A 17,530-nucleotide genomic window follows, 5' to 3' on the forward strand; every position below is an offset into this window, starting at 1 on the left:
GTAAGTACCAAGCCCCCTAGTTACAAGGGGCATTTTGTCCTCATCGCGTGTTGCATTCGTTGATCAAAACTAACACTAAATATATTAACGTTAGATCAGCGCATTTGGGCCAAAACTACGAAATACATCCACACCATCGGCCAACACATGTTCCCCCAGCGCCAAAATTTGGTCATCCAGAACAACCATCGGCGCAGCGCATACAGCTTGCATAGGAACATAGGGCAAGCCGGGAAGCATATTGTCCAACATATTGCGGGTGATTTCAATCGCCGGCAAAACACAAACAGGTGAAGCCATGTCTTGTGCAACCATAATCTGAAACCGATTATCCCATCGCAGTGAATTTCCCGGTGAAATATCCACTTTTTTGACACTTAGCCGCCCAGCTTCACGATAAATCTGAACGATGCCATCTTTGATTTTTATGCCGCTGCCCCCAAGGGTGATCCCTTTGAACGCAAAAATGCCCGATTGCAAATGCTCAAATAGGGCTTCCACCTGCGCCAAAGTCGGCATCTGCGTGTCACCACCCGCATCGTCCAGCGCCCGCGCCAACAACCGAATGGCAAGCTCAGCAGGCTGTCGTACAAGTTCGTCAAGTTCAAAAAACAAGCACCCAAACGAATCGATCGCAAATTGCTCATCATAGATTTGTTCGGTCAACTCGCTCAGCGCCTGATCAGCCCGCCGCAACCGTTTCGCCGATAAGCCAATCATTTCACTGCTAAGCCCGGTATTTTCCAGTGCGGGCATATGTTGACGCCAACGCACACGCTCAAATTGTATATCCCGGTTTGATGGATCGTTCACCGGGACAAGATCGCTTGTCGCCATAAACGCCTCCAATTGCTCGCGCTGCACGTTCAAAAGCGGGCGAAACACGAACATATCTTGCCGCACGCTAATTTTGGCCATGCCACCCAGCCCACCAACGCCGCTGCCCCGCGCCAACCGCATCAAAACGGTTTCCGCCTGATCATCGCAATGATGCCCCGTAAGCAAACAACCAATTCCCGCTTCGTCCATCGCCCGGCCAATCAAACCATAACGCAGTTCTCGCGCTTTTTCTTGCACACGCGTTTTAAGATTCTTGAGCGAGCCGCTCAATATTTGCGCTTCAAAACCAAGGTCTAACGCAGTATCAGCAACAAATTTTGTTTCCTGTTTCGCCGCCGGTCGCAGGCCATGATCAACCGTGAACACCACCACGCGCGGGGGTGTTTCCTGCAACGCACACCAGCGGGCCACCAGTAGCATCAAAGATAGGCTATCAACACCGCCAGACACCGCCAACGCCAACTGAGTTTCACCCTGCACAGGTGCAAACAGCAGATTGAGGTGATCCGGGTCGTCCAGTTGCAAATCAGTAACCGCTCCGCCTAGCATTGCGACTGTCTTTGTTCCTCTTTTACGCGGATTTTAAATGCGTTGGGCTGCGACGGATATTTGCGCAATACCTCAACAAATGTGCGGCAAGCCGTTTCTCGTTCACCCGTTTTGGCCAACACCATGCCCAGTTTTAACACCATATCAGGCGCGCGCGTTGCATTTGGAAACTTCTCATAACCCGCCAAAAACACTTCAGCGGCCTCCTCAGCATCCCCATTTTGCATCAGCGCCTCACCCAGCCAATGATACGCATCAGCGGCTTGCGCATGGTTGGGGTAAAGTGCGACGAATTGCGAAAATTGGTCTTTTGCAAACAGGTAATCACCGCGCACAATCGCTTCGTAACCGGCCGCATATTGCGCATCGCCGTCCGCATCTGAAATGCTGGTTCCCGGGTTGAAGTTCAAATCAAGCGGTTGCCCGCCCTCATCAACAACAATGGTGCCAAGCGTTGTGGCTGAAGAACCTAACGTCTGTGCTTGTGAAGACAGCGCATCACCTTGGGTCTGCGGCACGCCCTCAGGCAGCGTCGCGCTGTCTGGTCGAGGTGCCGCTCTAGTTTTTCCCAAAGAACCGCCTTCCAGTTCTAAGAACCGAAATTCGTAATCCTCTTGCATACGCTCTAACAGCGTTTGCATTTGCGTCAGTTGGAACTGAAGCCCTTCAACTTGCCCATTGAGCACCCGCATTTGGTTCTCAATCTGATCAAGTCGCACATTGATCTGGCCAACTTCACGACTTTGCCCAACGCGAATACGTTGGGTGGGCACCGGGGCCAAACCATTGCCGCCCAAGCCTTGTTGCAGGCTCAATAAATTGGCACCCAACTGATCTGCCTGTAGTGTTAGCGTATCAAGTCGCCCATCAATCGATGCCGGCTCGGCTTTTCCCGCGAACGCCGAAACGCTTAGCATGGCACCCACAAGTGCCACCCCGAGCATCAACGGCACGCGTGATCGTGTGGGGTTCATTTTCTTTAGCATGGCCACTCCTTGTTCAAAGAAAACTAATAGCCCCAAAAACGGGCTTGGTTCTCTTGTAAATCTGTTTGGTGATTGAGGTAAAACAAAATTACGACAAAAAAACGCCGGGATCGCATTAACGAAACCCGGCGTCAGCCTCCAGCAAAGGATTTTTTAGCTTTTGCTTACGGCAACAGCACCGTCACTGCACGGCGGTTCTGTGACCAGCAAGAAATGTCATTACACACCGCAACAGGGCGCTCTTTACCAAACGATTTCGTGCTAACACGGCTTGAATTCACCCCACGGCTGACCAAGTAATTGACCGCAGCTGAACCACGTCGTGCACTCAGCGCAATATTGTATTCGCGCGTACCGCGCTCATCCGCATGTCCTTCAATCAACACACGATATTTCGGATACCGGCCCAGCCAAATAGCCTGTTTGTCTAACGTCACTTTAGCTTCGTCAGTCAAAATTGAACTATCCGTATCAAAGAATACACGATCACCAACGGTCACCAAAAATTCTTGTTGTGTGCCAGGCGATGCCTGCCCCGGCCCAAGATTGCCGACGCCGCCATTGGGTGTGCGTGCACATGCCGCAACCACTGCGACAAGCGCAACAATCAAAATGCCTTTTACTAGGCTGGTGATTTTATGACCCATTTGCTTGGTCCTTGCTCCGAATTGGGGAAAACTTATCGATAATCTTTACCCCCTGTTATCTTAAAACCGGGTTCTCAAACAAGGTTAATGCCGACATAATCAGGCCAGATTGTGGCGCTGTATCGCGTTTAAACGACATCTCTGAATAAAAGCATCGCGCTGCTTGCCCCCCATCACCCACTAGCTTAGGGTCTGAACTCAATTGAGAAATGATCTGGACAGCCGTTCAGTTTTGATCAGATTTAGGCGAAATGGGCCGAATTGACTTGCTGTCAATGAGGATATTTCAACGCAAACGGGCAAAATTGAACTGCGGCCTTTCGGGTTGGATGCAAAACAGGCTGCTTCAGCGTCGAAAAGCCTCACCGATATGAAAATCGCTTTCGTTTCTCTCCTCAAATCAGTCTATTGTGCACCCAATCCAGACCTTTTCTCAATTCAGTCCAGACCCTAGATATTATCAAATGACATTTAACATCATCATTGTCCTTATCAGCGTCTTATCGCTCTGGTTTTTGCTGTTCAACAAAGCAACAAACAATAAATTGTGGCGCGCCACCCAAACCCCACTGGCTTCAATTATTGGCAGTGGTTTTTTGATCATCGGCCCCATATTGCAATTGTCGTTTGGCTATTTGGCGCCACTTGCCATGCTCGCCCTGTGTGCGCTTGCATATGCCTTTGGTTGGGCAATCAGAAGCAACATGAATGCAATCGACAATGCGCAAAGCGACATTCTGCCAAACAAAAACCTCGAACATATAAGCTCTATATCATTGGCCTTCGCGTTCTTCGTTTCTGTGGCCTACTACCTAAATCTCTTCGGCGCGTTCTTTGTCAATTTAACGCCCTTCAACAGCTCGATAAACGCAAAAATCGTTACGAGTATAATGTTGCTCATTATTCTAGCGGTGGGCGTGTTGCGTGGTTTTACAGCATTAGAGCGGTTAGAGAGATATGCCGTGGCGATCAAACTCGCCATCATCGCGTCCCTTCTGTTTGCGTTTATGCTTTTTTTCCAGTGGAAGGTCGCAGAAGGCAGCTTGGTCACCCTCCCGGTTAAAATAAGTGGTTTGGACGCCATCACTTTGTCACTTGGCCTCATCGTCGCTGTGCAAGGTTTTGAAACATCGCGCTATTTGGGTGAAACTTATTCCGCCACTATACGCATTCGATCTATGCGACTTGCCCAGGTTATCTCCACCCTAATTTACGTGCTTTATGTAAGCCTGATCAGCTACGCGTTCAAAGCCAGTGAGATCGCGGTTAGCGAAACCGCAATCATTGACCTGACAAGAACCGTAGCCAGCATATTGCCTGTCCTTTTGGTGATCGCGGCTTTAAGTGCGCAAATGAGCGCAGCAATCGCCGACACCAGTGGCGCCGCTGGGCTAATTGAAGAGCTCACAAGGCACAAAATAAAAGAAAAATTCGGCTATGTATTCGTTGTAGTTTCTGGACTTGTTTTGACGTGGACAACAGATATTTTTGCCATCATTAGCTTTGCCTCGCGCGCCTTCGCCGCCTACTACGCGCTTCAATCTTTCATCGCCCTTAAAAATGCACTCCGCACACAACGCTATGTTGCAGCCGCAGCGTGCTTGGTCTTAACGCTGATAGGCGTTGCCGCCGTGCTATTTGCGGCCAAGGTTGAATGAGTTTGCAATCGACTGAAGCACTTGGCCAAAATCAAAAATAGACAAATGAACGCATCGACAAACTGCCCATATCCATATGATCATTAAAGAATGCCAATTGGTCTTTTTTGTCGGCCACCGCGGCCACATAAAGCGCTGGTGAGAAATGTTCAAATGTTGGGTGCGCTGCTGCAAACAAAGGATCTTCAGGCTGAATATTGGCCAGCGCCGCATGGTCTCCGCTTTCAAGCTTATCGGCAACGAACTGGTCAAATTCAATTGCCCAATCATGTTCGCCGCCTTCTGCTCGAATGCGCCGCAAATTATGCACGACGTTGCCACTGCCCAAAATCAAGACACCCCGGGCTCTCAGCTCACGCAGCTGCATGGACAATGCATATTGGCCGCTCAAGCCCAAACTCATATCAATTGAAAGCTGAAACACGGGCACATCTGCATTGGGGAACAAGTGACGCAACACCGACCACGCCCCATGGTCCAGTCCCCATTCCATTGTTTCGTGACCATGATGATCTTGCAATATTGCAGCAACCGCGCGCGCTGTGTCTGGTGCGCCAATTGCCGGATATTGCACATCAAATAACGCTTGCGGGAATCCGCCAAAATCGTGAATGGTCTTTGGCTGTTCGCTCACCTGCACAAGGGTTGTTCCATGCGTCTCCCAGTGTGCCGATACGCAAAGAATAGCTTGTGGTGTTGGAAGTTTTTCGCCCAACAGCCGCCAATTTTGGGCAAACTGATTGTCTGTAATCGCATACATGGGGTTACCATGCCCCAAAAACACCGCTGGCATTTTCGGACTAGGTTTTAATTGGTCAAGCAACGCTTTAAAACGAACAACTCTGGGCATTTGGTAAGTTCCCTCTTGGCAATCGTTGCCCATATTGGCAAACTCGAAGAGCAAAGCTAAGAACCTGAGATCAACATATCAAGTACGCACAAAAACCATACCGGCCAACATTATTTCAGCACAGGTCAGATTATGATAACTACGCGACGGTTTGCTTAGGGTCTGGACTGAATTGAGAAAAGGTCTGGATGGGTGCAAAATAGACTGATTTGAGGAGAGAAACGAAAGCGATTTTCATATCGGTGAGGCTTTTCGACGCTGAAGCAGCCTGTTTTGCACATAACCCGCAAGGCCGCATTCAATTTTGCCCGTTTGCGTTGAAATATCCTCATTGACAGCAAGTCAATTCGGTCCATTTCGCCTAAATCTGATCAAAACTGAACGGCTGTCCAGGTCATTTCTCAATTGAGTTCAGACCCTAGATACGCAGCGTGTAATATTCAGTGTCGAGCGTCGTTTGAGAACGATCCAGACTAAAACCAGACTTTATCAACACCCGTGCAGAGGCAACATTCCCAACTTCAACACCGCCTGCCAATTGACGAATTTCCTTCAATTCGGCGCACTGGCGAACCAAACCGGCGAGCATTTCACTAGCAAGACCTTGCCCCCAAAAATCCTCGCCTATCAAATAACCAATCTGAACAACTATGCCGCCGCTCTCCATCGCCGCGGAGAATAAAAACACCAATCCATAAAGTGTTTCCTGCCGTTCATCCAAAAGCAAAAGCACTTGCCCTTCCCCAAGCCGGTCGTACAACCATTGCTCGGGTTCAATTTCTTCAGTACCCATCGCAAAATGAGGGGGTAATGGTGCCAACACTTTTTGCGTGAGCGATGACTTCAATTGAACCAACAATTGCGCTTTTCGTTTGTGACTGACCAACATCCGTTGCGCATCAACCGCACGCAATCTGGTTGTCGCATAATCAAATTCAAACACCAGCGGACGGGTCATCGCAAAAGCGGCGACCATGTTGGATCTGACGCAAACGTTTCGGTCGGGATGCGCAACTCGTTCCGGCCCCACACATCAATGGAGTAAAGTTGCGGGCCACCGTCACCACCAGGATCTTTAAAGAACATGATCACGCGCCCATTTGGCGCCCAAGTTGGCCCTTCCATCAAATAGCTGGACGACAAAATCCGCTCGCCCGAACCATCGGGGCGCATGGTGCCAATATGAAACTGCCCCTCACTCTGCTTGGTGAACGCGATCAAATCTCCTTTTGGTGACCAAACAGGGGTCGAATAGCGCCCGTCGCCAAAACTAATCCGCTGCGCGCCACCGCCGCTTGTGTTCATGATATAAATCTGTTGCGAGCCACCACGATCAGATTCAAACGCCAACCGCGCCCCATCCGGCGAAAAACTGGGGCCAGTGTCAATCGCAGCGCCACTGGTCAGCGCCGTTGGTTTTCGTGCTTGCAAATTCATCAAATAAATATTGGTGTTCGCACCGCTGGTCACACTGAACGCCAAATTCTGCCCGTCTGGCGAAAAGCGTGGCGATAAGGTCATTTTGCCAAAGTCTGCAATCCTTTGCTGGCGACCGGTGGAAAGATCGAGCAAATAGATCTGCGGCACATCGCCAGCAAAATTCATGTAAGACAGCTCATTGCCAAGCGGCGAATAGCGCGGCGTTAAAACGATACTATCGCCGCGTGTCAAATATTGAACATTTGCCCCGTCTTGATCCATGATCGCAAGACGTTTGGTGCGGTTCGCTTTCGGGCCACTTTCCGCCACATAGACTATGCGCGTATCAAAATAGCCCGCCTCACCTGTCAGTTTCGCGTAAATTGCGTCAGCCACAATATGGGCGACACGGCGAATGTTTTGCCGATCCGCTGCAAAGCTTTCGCCAAAGGCCTGCGCGCCTTCAACCACGTCCCAAAGCCGAACATCTGCACGAATTTGCCCGTCAACTTGATCAACGCTGCCCATCAGCAAGGCGTCTGCCTTAGCATTCCGCCAAGCGCCAAAATCGGGATTGGCATTCACGTCACCCTGCTTGAGCGGCAAATTGCTCTCAGCGATGGGTGCGAACAATCCAGAGCGTTTCAAATCCGCGATCACAACGGATGTAATTTCCGCGGCCAATTGAGGGTCAGCGGACGAAAATATGGGCACCCCAATGGGCATCGGTTCAAAATCGCCACCTGAAACGACGATTTTAATAAGGGCACTTGCCGGGGTAGAAAATGCTGCAACGCCAACACCGGCCATGCCCAGTTTCAATGCGTGTCGTCTGTTCAAATCAATCATGGTTGTTCCTAACATCTTTTCACTCAAGCACCCTATTAGAGCAAGTCCTTGGGATCAAATTTAACTTCGATTTGCCGCCATTCATCAAACTTGGCCGGGTCTAGCGTCGTATAGGGTGCGCAGCGCCGCACGGCCCGTTGTGCAGCGCTTGCTGTGGCCACGCCAACAGAGTTTTGGATTGAAATCTCCAAAACCTGCGGTGTTCCCGCAACCGATCCGTCGCGGTTCATATCAATCAGTAACCGCACAAAAAGCCCATCAACATCTTTCGCCGAAATCGGCACCAACCAGCACTTGCGCATTTGCGCCACGAGCGCCGCTTTTTCCGACTGCGTAAGCCGTGCTGCGGTTCCTGTGGTTTTGCCGGCGGTTTTTTGACCACCACTTCCTGTGGTCGCACCGCGGCTATCTTCTTTGTTGATAATCTCAGAAATCTTGTCCGCTTTGTCTGAATTATCTGTGGCTTTTGATTCTTGCGAAATGGCCTTTGGCGGACTTTGCGACCGCGCTTTCTCAAGCGCTGCAGTTAGCGTTGGCGGACGCGGGTCCTGCACTTCGGGTTCCGCATCCGTTTGCGTTTGTACCGCAATAACTTGCTCAATCTGGTCCGGTGTGGGTGTCACAGGTTCTGGCGCTGGCTCAGGTTCTGGCTGCGGCGTCGGCGTTGGCGGCGTCGGGTCCACAGGTGCAGGCTCCGGTGTCACGTCAGGCGCTGGGCGTTCTGGAATTTTTTCAACCGGCACCGGTTCGATCACAGGTTCAGGCTGCGGCTCTGGCGCGGTCTCAGTCGTTGGCGCTGGCGTGACGGTGTTTGTTTCTTCGCGCGTATCTTGATTGGTTTCAGTATTACCAGTTGGCTCGGCAATTTGCGCAGGTTGTTCCGCGTCAACCGCAGATGGGGTTTCCGTCTTAATCACATTACTCTCAAGCGAGCCGAACCGTATATTTGAAATGCTCTCAATTGGCACCAGTTCAATTGGTATCGCTTCAATTTCAGTTGGGTCAAACGGCTCTGCGCCGCCGAGCGAAAACAGCCCGACAGCCAACAATGCCGCGTGAGATACAATTGAAATGCCTAAACCGATCCGCATGTGGCTACTGCCCTTGCTCCTGCTCAGTTATCAGCCCGATTTTTGTATAGCCTGCACCCGATAACTGACCCATGACTTTCATCACGCTGCCATAATCGGCGACGGTGTCGCCACGCACATAAATCCGCTCATCAGTGCCCTCAGGTATTAAAGCTTGAATGGTTGAGATCAGCTCGGCTGGATCAATTTTGTCCTCCAGAACATAAACATCGCCTGCGGACGTCACCGACACGGTGATTGGTTTACTGTCCGTATTCAGCGACTTGGCCTGACTTTGCGGTAAGTCGATCGGCACACCCACGGTTAAAAGCGGAGCGGCCACCATGAAAACGATCAGCAGCACAAGCATCACATCCACCAACGGGGTGACGTTGATCTCGCTCATTGGTCGGTTCTTACCGCGTCGGCCCCGGCGTGAACCGCTGCGACCACCGCCTGCACTCATCCCCATTACTGACCCCGGCTTTCAAGTTGCCGGGTGAGGATAGACGAGAATTCATCTGCAAAACCTTCAAGACGCCCGTTCAACCGGTTCGCGTCGCTGGAAAGCTTATTGTAAGCAATCACGGCGGGGATCGCTGCCAATAGACCAAGCGCTGTGGCAAACAACGCTTCGGCAATACCAGGGGCCACAACCGCAAGGTTTGTGCTTTTGGATGCCGCAATAGATTGGAACGAGTTCATAATGCCCCAAACCGTACCGAACAGACCAACAAACGGCGAAGCAGACCCAACCGTTGCCAAAAATGTAAGCCGGGATTCAAGTTTGTCGCTTTCGCGGCCAATCGTTAAATCCAGCACTTTGTCCAAACGTTGCTGCATGCCCAAATAGGAGGACGCACCTTGCTCGTGGCTACGCTTCCATTCTTTCATCGCCGCCACAAACACTGATGCCATGCCGCGCGTATCGGTTTCACTCAATTGCTGATAAAGCTCTTCCAAGCTTTGGCCAGACCAAAAATTCTTCTCGAACTTGTTCATTTCGCGACGCGAACGACCATAAAGAACAGATTTGTCTACAATTATCGCCCAGCTCCAAATCGAGGCGGCCAGCAAGCCGATCATCACCGATTTAACAACCCAATCGGCAGTCAAAAACAAAGCAAACAGTGAAAAGTCTACTTCAGCGGCCGCGCTGGCGAGTTCTACTTCCATTTATCTTCCCCTTAAACGCCAGCTCGTGGCCATTTTGCCTGCCTGCCAGCCTGTTCCCTCGACATGACGGTAAATTTTGTCAAATTTAAGTGCGCCATAGTCGATTTAGCCAACAAATTACTTCACCCCGACCCATAGGCTGATCTGGTAATTTTATGGTTAATGAAGTCTTGCTGAATTGTAGATGAACAATCTGCTATTCAAGCGCATTTCTGATCAATTGCGGCAATCGCGTGGGTTTTCCGTCCGATTTGATGGAAACAGCCACAACTTTAGCGCGTGTGATGATCTTACCACCGCAGCGTATAACCTGCGCAATGGTCAAGCGGCCACCTTTCATTTCAACCACTTCAGACGTCACCTCAAGCAAATCGTCAATGTGCGCCGCCTGCAAATATTCAATATTCAGGGACCGCACCGCAAACGCCACCCCATCCTCAGCCAATAACCGCTCATGGTGTACATCATGGGCGCGCAATAGTTCGGTGCGGGCGCGTTCGAAAAACTTCAAATAGGCGGCGTGATAGACATTCCCCGAAAAGTCTGTGTCTTCATAATATACCCGCACCGGAAACAAATGCGCACCATCACTAGTGAGGGTACCCCCAAATTGATAATCTTGATTGCTCACGCTAGTTCACAACCTTTGCACAACTTGAATCGCCAACGCCCTCGCACGGACGGTAGGTCATGATCTCAGTTTCAACATCATCTTCAAACACCACCTGCACCGATAGGATTTTAGCGGTCTGCGAAGGCAAAGTAAGCGCGATCGCTTCTGGCCCGGCATCACTTGGAATAGAAAATGGTGAATCAGGAATACAATCCGCCAGCGGGAACGTTTGATCCAAAGCGTCCGAATTAACAGAATAGCGGATTTCTTTCAACCGACATCGCGACGTCACGAGCGCTGTGAAATAAATCCACTGCTGTCCATCATATTCACGGAACGCCACCCAACCCGAACTTTTGTTCGCATCCACCATCATTTTGAACATCGACACATCCGGCACGCCCGACATGTCTTGCGCTGATGCCGCTACAGGGCCCATCCCTGCCAATATTGCCAATGCTAAACCCAATTTTTTCATCATTTCGCCCTCTAACTTTGCCCTTCACTCGTTTATAATAACATGGATGGGTGTCGACGGCAGGTCAATGAAATGATGATGAATCGCTTTAGGTTCCAAGTTCACACGCATCAGGTCTTCAGGTGTCGCCTTCACCCACGAAAAATCAAAATTTTTCCCATCTTCGACGTGAGAATAGCAAATCGAGCCGGGGGAAAATGCCAAGTTCTTCGGTCGATCAATCACATAATAGAACGCTATTTCATGATAGCGCTCGTTTTGCTCCCCATCATAAAAGCTCTCAGTTATGATGCACGGTTCGCCCACTAGAACGTCGATCTCGAGTTCCTCAGCAAGCTCCCGCTTAAGCGCTACTGCACTGCCTTCACCGCGTTGAATACGACCACCCGGCAGGATGCTAAAATCGCTACCGCGTTCGTAATCACAAAGAATGTACCCTTCATGCTTGATGATCGCAGCGGCACGAACATTGAACCGCTCACCCCGAGATTTGAAACTAAGATCAACGCCCATTTCTCAATAATCCGGATCAACAACGGTCTGGTGCAAGAACCCGTCTGGCAGGTCCATCAATCGGGTCCGCATGGAATGGGGGTTTAAGTTCACATAGGCCAAGCCATCCGGGCTATGCGGCACCCATTCAAAGCTCAATGCTGTGCCATCATCTTCGCCTGTGGCGCACACGCCTTCAAACTTAAACGGCACATTCTTGGGCGGTTCAATTTCATAATAGAAGCCAAATTCGTGGTAGCGTTTGCCATAGCGCCAGAAGAAGTTTTCGATAATATATTTCAGCTGCGGCGCTTCAATTTCAGCCTCTAGCTCCTCCGCCATTTCCCGATGAATGGCGTCCAGAGAGCTCTCACCGCGCTGTACCCGCCCGCCGGGCAAGCACACAAAATCATCATCATTTTCACGACAGACCAGCACATGCCCTTCGTGCCGGATAATGCCCGCGCACCGCACATTGACGCGTTCAATTCCTTGATCGAAAGTGAGATTACTCATCAGCACTCTCTTCCTCAAACAAGCTGGCTTGTACGCCCAAGAACCCCTGCGGCACGCCCATGCCCATATGTAAGAACGCCATTGCGGTTAACATACGCCCGCGCGGGGTGCGCTGAATAAAGCCTTGCTGGATCAGGTAAGGCTCAATGATTTCTTCCACCGCATCACGCGGTTCCGAAAGCGCAGCGGCAATGGTTTCGATGCCCACCGGACCACCGCTATAATTAGTGGCAATCGTGCCTAGATAACGTCGATCCAATTGGTCGAGGCCTTTTTTGTCCACGTCCAACCGCCCAAGCGCTTTGTCGGCAACCGCTGCGGTGATTTCAACCACATCATCGACTTGCGCAAAGTCAGCGACCCGACGCAACAGTCGTCCGGCAATACGCGGCGTGCCACGCGAGCGACGGGCAATTTCCATCGCCCCATCTTCGCTCATACCAATGCCCATCAACCGCGCGCCACGACGCACAATTTTCACCAATTCTTCTGGTGTATAGAATTGCAAGCGAACAGGGATACCGAACCGATCCCGCAATGGCGTGGTCAGCAACCCGGCCCGCGTCGTCGCCGCAACCAACGTGAATTTTGCCAAATCAATCCGCACTGAACGCGCCGCAGGCCCTTCGCCAATGATCAAATCCAGCTGAAAATCTTCCATGGCTGGATAAAGGATTTCTTCGACTTGCGGGTTAAGGCGATGAATTTCGTCGATAAACAGCACGTCGCGTTCTTCAAGATTGGTCAATAATGCCGCCAAATCACCCGCTTTGGTGATCACCGGCCCCGAGGTGGCGCGAAAGCCGACCCCAAGCTCTTTGGCCACAATTTGCGCCAAAGTAGTTTTGCCCAATCCGGGTGGGCCGACGAACAGCACATGGTCGAGCGCCGAGCCGCGTTTTTTCGCCGCGTCGATGAACACTTGCAAATTGTCCCGCGCCTGTTCTTGACCCACAAAGTCGTTGAACAGCGACGGGCGCAGACTAACGTCAACCTCGCCATCTCGATCTGCGGTGCTGTCGGTAATATCAGTCATTCTCTACCTATTATCATTGGTCGTTGGTGAGAGCTTTTCACCACCCAAAATCCAGCAAGTATGAGCCCACATAAACGATATTGCAGCGCCCAGTACTGCCGCCAGCGCTACGCTCAATATTACAAAGCCCATGCTCTGAATGCTACTGCCCTCGCCAAGCAAAAAGCTCATCAACCCGGCTGCTGCCACACCATAAACAGCTCCGCCCGCCATCGCACGTCGCACAAAAATTGAACGCAACAATACGACACCCTTGTTCACCGCAATCGAATATGGAGCCAAAGCAACTAGGCAAAATGGCACCGCCGAACCGCCAAGCAGCAAGACAAAACTCACGCCAATGCCAATACGCCCCCAAAGAGCCCCATCGGTCGGATTCGTCATGACGGCCCAGATGTCAGAAAACCCGTAGATCGCCATCAGAAATAGCGCACTGCCCAACGGCCCAACAATCGCACTGATCCACACAAAGCGCGCCGCATCATTTTGCGGCTTCTTCGCTTCCGGCTCCGGCTTGCGCTTTTGCGACGGATCAAATTTTAGAACGTTATTCAACTACTCAACTCCTTCAGCCCCATGCGGATGAGTTTTTCGGTGGGGACATCGTCGCCCTCTTTGGCAACAATCCGCGCCAAAGCCCCAGAGGCTTGCATGGGTGAATAGCCCAAATTGGTAAGGGCTGAAACCGCGTCGGCCACATTGTTTGGGGCCGCGCCTTCGCCAATCGCTTCTTGCAAGCCTTGCACGCCTGCATCCACCGCGCCCATGGCGGGAATTTTGCCTTTGAGCTCGGTCACGATGCGCTGCGCCACTTTGGGGCCAACCCCCGGCGCGCGGCCAACCATCACTTTATCTTGCAAGGCGATGGCGCTTGAAATTTCTGAAACGGTGAGTGTGGATAAGATCGCCAGCGCGACTTTTGCGCCCACGCCCTGTACTTTCATCAATAATAGAAACCACTGTTTTTCCGACTGGGTGCCAAAGCCAAACAGCTTGAGCTGATCTTCGCGCACATAGGTTTCAATGAACAGTGTGGTGGCTTCACCAACGCTTGGCAAATTGCCTAAGGTGCGGCCCGAACAATGGCAGACGTAACACACCCCGTTCACATCAATCAGAACGCTATCGTCTTCAAGTGCCTCAACAAGGCCTTTCAGTTTGCCAATCATTTACGCACTCGCCCTTTGATTTAACGTGCCGCGATGATGCGCATGGGTGATCGCAATCGCCAACGCGTCCGCCGCATCCGCGCTTTTGAAATTTGCTGTGGGCAGGAGAATTTTGATCATCATTTGCACTTGATCTTTATCCGCATGCCCTGCGCCCACCACTGACTTTTTGACCTTGTTGGCTGAATATTCCCCAACCCGCAACCCACACGATGCGGGGGTCATCAAACAAACGCCCCGCGCCTGCCCCAACAGCAACGCCGAACGTGGGCCCGCATTCACGAATGTCTCTTCAACCGCTGCTTCATCGGGACGATGTTCTGCGATGAGGTCTTTGATGCCGTTATAAAGCGCCAGCAATCGTTCGGGTAGTTCGTCTTTAATGGGCGGTTTCACAACGCCCGACGCCACATAGGTCAGCCGATTACCCGTTTGCTCGATTATGCCCCAGCCGGTATTTCGAAGGCCCGGGTCGATGCCCAAAATTCTAATAGTTGAATTGCTCATCTTCACCGCGCCATAAACAAAAGAGGTGCAGTTGCCCGCACCTCCTCTTTGAACATGTTCTTGTTCTGTACGCAAGTATCATGACCAATTAATGGTCTGTGTGATCCAAGCCCGGCGCGCCCAATCGCGCTGCTTCAAACATCACATCCACCTTGCCCGCATGTTCAAACTCAAGCGTAATCTTGACCATGTCACCCTGAATGATTTGTGCGTTTAAGCCAATCATCATCAGATGAAAGCTGCCTGGTTTCAACTCAACTGTTGCGCCCGGCTCAATCACCAAGCCATCCACAAGTTGCGCCATTTTCATCACGCCATCATTCATGCTCATTTTATGCACTTCAACAGCTTTTGCCACATCTGAAGATGCGCCAAGCAAGCGATCTGCGATTTGGCCATTATTGGTCAGGGTCACAAATGCACCACCAGCTGGTGCGCCATTTGGTGTGGCGCGGGTCCATGCTTTCTCGATAGCGATTTCGCCGACCATAACTTTATTTTTGTTGTCATCAGCGTTTGCAAAGCCAACACTCAGCAACAGTGTAATTGCGCTCAAGAGCGCGAGGATAGTATTCTTCATTTTCATTCCTAATTTTCAGGCGCTGAGCATCCGCGAGGCCCCAGCTTTATTGATCTATGGGTTTTGAAAATTCAGGAATAGATTGGCGGGGCTCTTGGCGCATGGGGCGAGAAATGTAGTCCACCCTGAAGCACCACCAATTGGTGTGCTGCCAAAGCAGAGGCGCCGATTTGCATGGGTTGGAACTGCAGCACAACAGGCGGTTGCACCATATCTGCAGCACCAGATTGGGCGACAAGGCACAATGTCCCGTCATCCAAATCAGTTTTGGACTGATCTAAGCGCCCAACATCGATCAGCCCGTGTGCGGTACATAGTACCAAACGATCATCGCCCGACCAGTTAGAAAGTGCCCCGGCATAGCTGGGCAACAAGGCTTGGAACAACAAGAATATCGCCAATGTCAGCGCACGTTCTACACGCGACAATCGCAATTTCCCTTTGGTGTTCTCAAGCCAAGTTGCTGGCATCAGTGCGTTCCAAATTGTTGTGCGCCACTACTCGGCAGAGAGTTGCGCCATCACCTCGTCAGACATTTCAAAATTCGCATAGACGTTTTGAATGTCGTCATCATCTTCTAGTATTTCGATCAGCCTCATCAGCGTCGTCGCTTTTTCAAAATCCACGGGAACTGAATTTTGTGGTTTCCAGATCGGGTTCACCGATTTTGGCTCGCCAAGTGCTTTTTCAAGCGCGGCTGACACCTCATTCATGTCTTCAAAAGCACAAATAATCGTGTGGCCATTTTCATCAGTCTGACAATCCTCAGCCCCCGCTTCAATTGCCGCATCCATCAACTTGTCCGCATCGCCTGCATCTGCCTCATAAGTGATTTCACCAACACGGTCGAACATGAAGCCAACCGAGCCGGTTTCGCCCAGCGCGCCGCCATTTTTAGAAAAGGTTGAGCGCACAGTTGAAGCTGTCCGGTTTCTATTATCCGTCAAGGCTTCAACGATCACCGCAACGCCGCCCGGCCCATAGCCTTCATAGCGGATTTCGTCGTATGATTCCGCGTCGCCACCGATGGCTTTTTTAATCGCGCGTTCGATATTATCCTTAGGCATCGACTGCGATTTGGCGTTTTGAATGGCCAACCGCAAGCGCGGGTTCATGTCCGGATCGGGCAAACCACTTTTTGCAGCAACCGTGATCTCTTTCGAGAATTTGGAGAACATTTTTGCGCGCAGTTTATCCTGACGCCCCTTGCGGTGCATAATATTGGAATATTGTGAATGGCCTGCCATGATCTCGGTCATCCCCCTAGGCTGGTTGAAACGGTTTTGCACCTTATATTGCGTCGCCCGAACAAAATAAAGCCTCCCCCAGTGCTTTCTATCGCCGCAGCGCACAACAAAATCAAATCACGCGATAACACCGCAATGGCTTAGCGTGCCAACTAGCCCGCAAAGCCCTCAACCCCAATCATTGTCATATCGCTAAGTGGCAGGCGGATAGCCCGCGCTTTTTGGTAGGCGTCCGATGCGTAAAATTCGTCAAAGTTCTGCTTGGATGGGAATTTTAACAACACCAATCGGCGCGGCTGCAAGTGGGTGCCTTCAACGACGTTGAAATCACCGCCGCGCACCAAATACTCGCCGCCGAATTTCTCAACAGCGGGACGGGCGTGCACCATATATTCTTTGTATTCTTCCGGCTTATCAATTTTCACATCTACGATTACATAATATTCGGCCATTGGGTTCCTCACTGATTTTCACCCTAAATCAAGAGCATAGATTTGATCTTGTTGTCACGTCCGATTGTGCAACAATCGTCAATGCCCCCGCACGGTTTTCCGGCGGAGTTCGAACAGATTGCAGAAGCGCGAGGCGTTTGAAATCTCGTCTTGATAGTCAGTATAAAAATGAGACGTCAAACGCCTCGCGCCATTGGCTTTTGCTGTGAATTTGAAACGGCCCGAGGTGCTAAACCCTTTTATCCCCTTGCTCAGCGCTCCATCAAAATTGTTTTGATCGCCATGATCATTTGATGAGTGCCAATTGGCACAGGTGGAAAACAATACCCACCAAGCGTCTAACAAGCTGCCTTCGGCGTCAGGCTGGACATTTCAAATCAACGCGAACAACCAACG

At 51.0% G+C, this 17,530-nt stretch carries 22 protein-coding genes; 1 reads left to right on the forward strand and 21 read right to left on the reverse strand.

Translation table 11 applies throughout. The features are described 5' to 3' along the window. Window positions 1–90: 90 nt before the first annotated feature. The 3 genes from tilS to pal form a co-directional block, all read right to left on the reverse strand. Window positions 91–1,389 carry a tRNA lysidine(34) synthetase TilS gene (tilS, locus tag ACJAZW_RS04865; protein WP_415155749.1) on the reverse strand — a complete coding sequence of 433 codons (1,299 nt, stop codon included), beginning with the start codon at window positions 1,387–1,389 and terminating at the stop codon, window positions 91–93. Further along, window positions 1,383–2,375 (reverse strand): tol-pal system protein YbgF, encoded by a 993-nt coding sequence (ybgF, locus tag ACJAZW_RS04870; RefSeq protein ID WP_415155750.1) that lies wholly within the window; start codon window positions 2,373–2,375, stop codon window positions 1,383–1,385. The genes tilS and ybgF overlap by 7 nt, the downstream gene beginning before the upstream one ends. A 164-nt stretch (window positions 2,376–2,539) precedes the next feature. Further along, complete coding sequence (pal, locus tag ACJAZW_RS04875) at window positions 2,540–3,022, reverse strand: peptidoglycan-associated lipoprotein Pal (protein WP_415155751.1); 483 nt, start codon at window positions 3,020–3,022, stop codon at window positions 2,540–2,542. Between the two features lie 464 nt (window positions 3,023–3,486). Between pal and ACJAZW_RS04880 the strand changes: the two genes are divergently transcribed. Further along, the gene (locus ACJAZW_RS04880) at window positions 3,487–4,680 is read left to right on the forward strand and encodes a hypothetical protein (protein WP_415155752.1); all 1,194 of its coding nucleotides are present in this window, start codon (window positions 3,487–3,489) and stop codon (window positions 4,678–4,680) included. A 31-nt stretch (window positions 4,681–4,711) separates the two neighbouring features. Here the strand turns inward: ACJAZW_RS04880 and ygiD are convergent, their stop codons facing one another. The 18 genes from ygiD to ACJAZW_RS04970 form a co-directional block, all read right to left on the reverse strand. Continuing rightward, window positions 4,712–5,530, reverse strand: coding sequence for a 4,5-DOPA dioxygenase extradiol (gene ygiD / locus ACJAZW_RS04885; protein WP_415155753.1), 819 nt, complete (start codon window positions 5,528–5,530; stop codon window positions 4,712–4,714). A 418-nt stretch (window positions 5,531–5,948) separates the two neighbouring features. Next, window positions 5,949–6,506 carry a GNAT family N-acetyltransferase gene (locus ACJAZW_RS04890; RefSeq protein WP_415155754.1) on the reverse strand — a complete coding sequence of 186 codons (558 nt, stop codon included), beginning with the start codon at window positions 6,504–6,506 and terminating at the stop codon, window positions 5,949–5,951. Beyond that, window positions 6,485–7,798, reverse strand: coding sequence for a Tol-Pal system beta propeller repeat protein TolB (gene tolB / locus ACJAZW_RS04895; RefSeq protein WP_415155755.1), 1,314 nt, complete (start codon window positions 7,796–7,798; stop codon window positions 6,485–6,487). The genes ACJAZW_RS04890 and tolB overlap by 22 nt, the downstream gene beginning before the upstream one ends. Before the next feature lie 35 nt (window positions 7,799–7,833). Then, entirely contained in the window at window positions 7,834–8,889 is a 1,056-nt protein-coding gene (locus ACJAZW_RS04900; protein ID WP_415155756.1) for a hypothetical protein, read from the reverse strand. A gap of 4 nt (window positions 8,890–8,893) precedes the next feature. After that, window positions 8,894–9,340 carry a protein TolR gene (tolR, locus tag ACJAZW_RS04905; protein WP_415155757.1) on the reverse strand — a complete coding sequence of 149 codons (447 nt, stop codon included), beginning with the start codon at window positions 9,338–9,340 and terminating at the stop codon, window positions 8,894–8,896. Then, window positions 9,340–10,044 carry a protein TolQ gene (gene tolQ / locus ACJAZW_RS04910; RefSeq protein ID WP_415155758.1) on the reverse strand — a complete coding sequence of 235 codons (705 nt, stop codon included), beginning with the start codon at window positions 10,042–10,044 and terminating at the stop codon, window positions 9,340–9,342. Before tolQ ends, tolR begins: the two co-directional genes overlap by 1 nt. Window positions 10,045–10,240: 196 nt before the next feature. Further along, window positions 10,241–10,675: a tol-pal system-associated acyl-CoA thioesterase gene (gene ybgC / locus ACJAZW_RS04915; RefSeq protein WP_415155759.1), complete on the reverse strand. Its 435-nt coding sequence runs from the start codon at window positions 10,673–10,675 to the stop codon at window positions 10,241–10,243. 1 nt (window position 10,676) lies between these two features. Beyond that, entirely contained in the window at window positions 10,677–11,138 is a 462-nt protein-coding gene (locus tag ACJAZW_RS04920; RefSeq protein ID WP_415155760.1) for a hypothetical protein, read from the reverse strand. A 21-nt stretch (window positions 11,139–11,159) separates the two neighbouring features. Further along, window positions 11,160–11,648: an NUDIX domain-containing protein gene (locus ACJAZW_RS04925; protein ID WP_415155761.1), complete on the reverse strand. Its 489-nt coding sequence runs from the start codon at window positions 11,646–11,648 to the stop codon at window positions 11,160–11,162. Window positions 11,649–11,651: 3 nt separating this feature from the next. Next, complete coding sequence (locus ACJAZW_RS04930) at window positions 11,652–12,143, reverse strand: NUDIX hydrolase (RefSeq protein WP_415155762.1); 492 nt, start codon at window positions 12,141–12,143, stop codon at window positions 11,652–11,654. Then, window positions 12,136–13,179, reverse strand: a complete 1,044-nt coding sequence (gene ruvB, locus ACJAZW_RS04935; protein ID WP_415155763.1) for a Holliday junction branch migration DNA helicase RuvB — start codon at window positions 13,177–13,179, stop codon at window positions 12,136–12,138. The genes ACJAZW_RS04930 and ruvB overlap by 8 nt, the downstream gene beginning before the upstream one ends. A gap of 3 nt (window positions 13,180–13,182) precedes the next feature. Further along, a complete protein-coding gene (locus ACJAZW_RS04940; protein WP_415155764.1) occupies window positions 13,183–13,734 on the reverse strand; it encodes a hypothetical protein in 552 nt (183 codons plus the stop codon). After that, entirely contained in the window at window positions 13,731–14,348 is a 618-nt protein-coding gene (gene ruvA, locus ACJAZW_RS04945) for a Holliday junction branch migration protein RuvA (RefSeq protein ID WP_415155765.1), read from the reverse strand. Before ruvA ends, ACJAZW_RS04940 begins: the two co-directional genes overlap by 4 nt. After that, window positions 14,349–14,855, reverse strand: a complete 507-nt coding sequence (gene ruvC / locus ACJAZW_RS04950) for a crossover junction endodeoxyribonuclease RuvC (protein WP_415155766.1) — start codon at window positions 14,853–14,855, stop codon at window positions 14,349–14,351. Between the two features lie 88 nt (window positions 14,856–14,943). Then, complete coding sequence (locus ACJAZW_RS04955) at window positions 14,944–15,435, reverse strand: copper chaperone PCu(A)C (protein ID WP_415155767.1); 492 nt, start codon at window positions 15,433–15,435, stop codon at window positions 14,944–14,946. A gap of 71 nt (window positions 15,436–15,506) precedes the next feature. Beyond that, on the reverse strand, window positions 15,507–15,905 hold the full coding sequence (locus ACJAZW_RS04960) for a hypothetical protein (protein ID WP_415155768.1): 399 nt from the start codon (window positions 15,903–15,905) through the stop codon (window positions 15,507–15,509). A 27-nt stretch (window positions 15,906–15,932) separates the two neighbouring features. Further along, window positions 15,933–16,682, reverse strand: a complete 750-nt coding sequence (locus tag ACJAZW_RS04965) for a YebC/PmpR family DNA-binding transcriptional regulator (protein ID WP_415155769.1) — start codon at window positions 16,680–16,682, stop codon at window positions 15,933–15,935. 152 nt (window positions 16,683–16,834) lie between these two features. Next, window positions 16,835–17,134, reverse strand: a complete 300-nt coding sequence (locus tag ACJAZW_RS04970; RefSeq protein WP_415155770.1) for a DUF1330 domain-containing protein — start codon at window positions 17,132–17,134, stop codon at window positions 16,835–16,837. Window positions 17,135–17,530: the final 396 nt, after the last annotated feature.

The organism is Maritalea sp., from assembly GCF_047634455.1.
In the GTDB taxonomy this organism is placed as follows: Bacteria; Pseudomonadota; Alphaproteobacteria; order Rhizobiales; family Devosiaceae; genus Maritalea.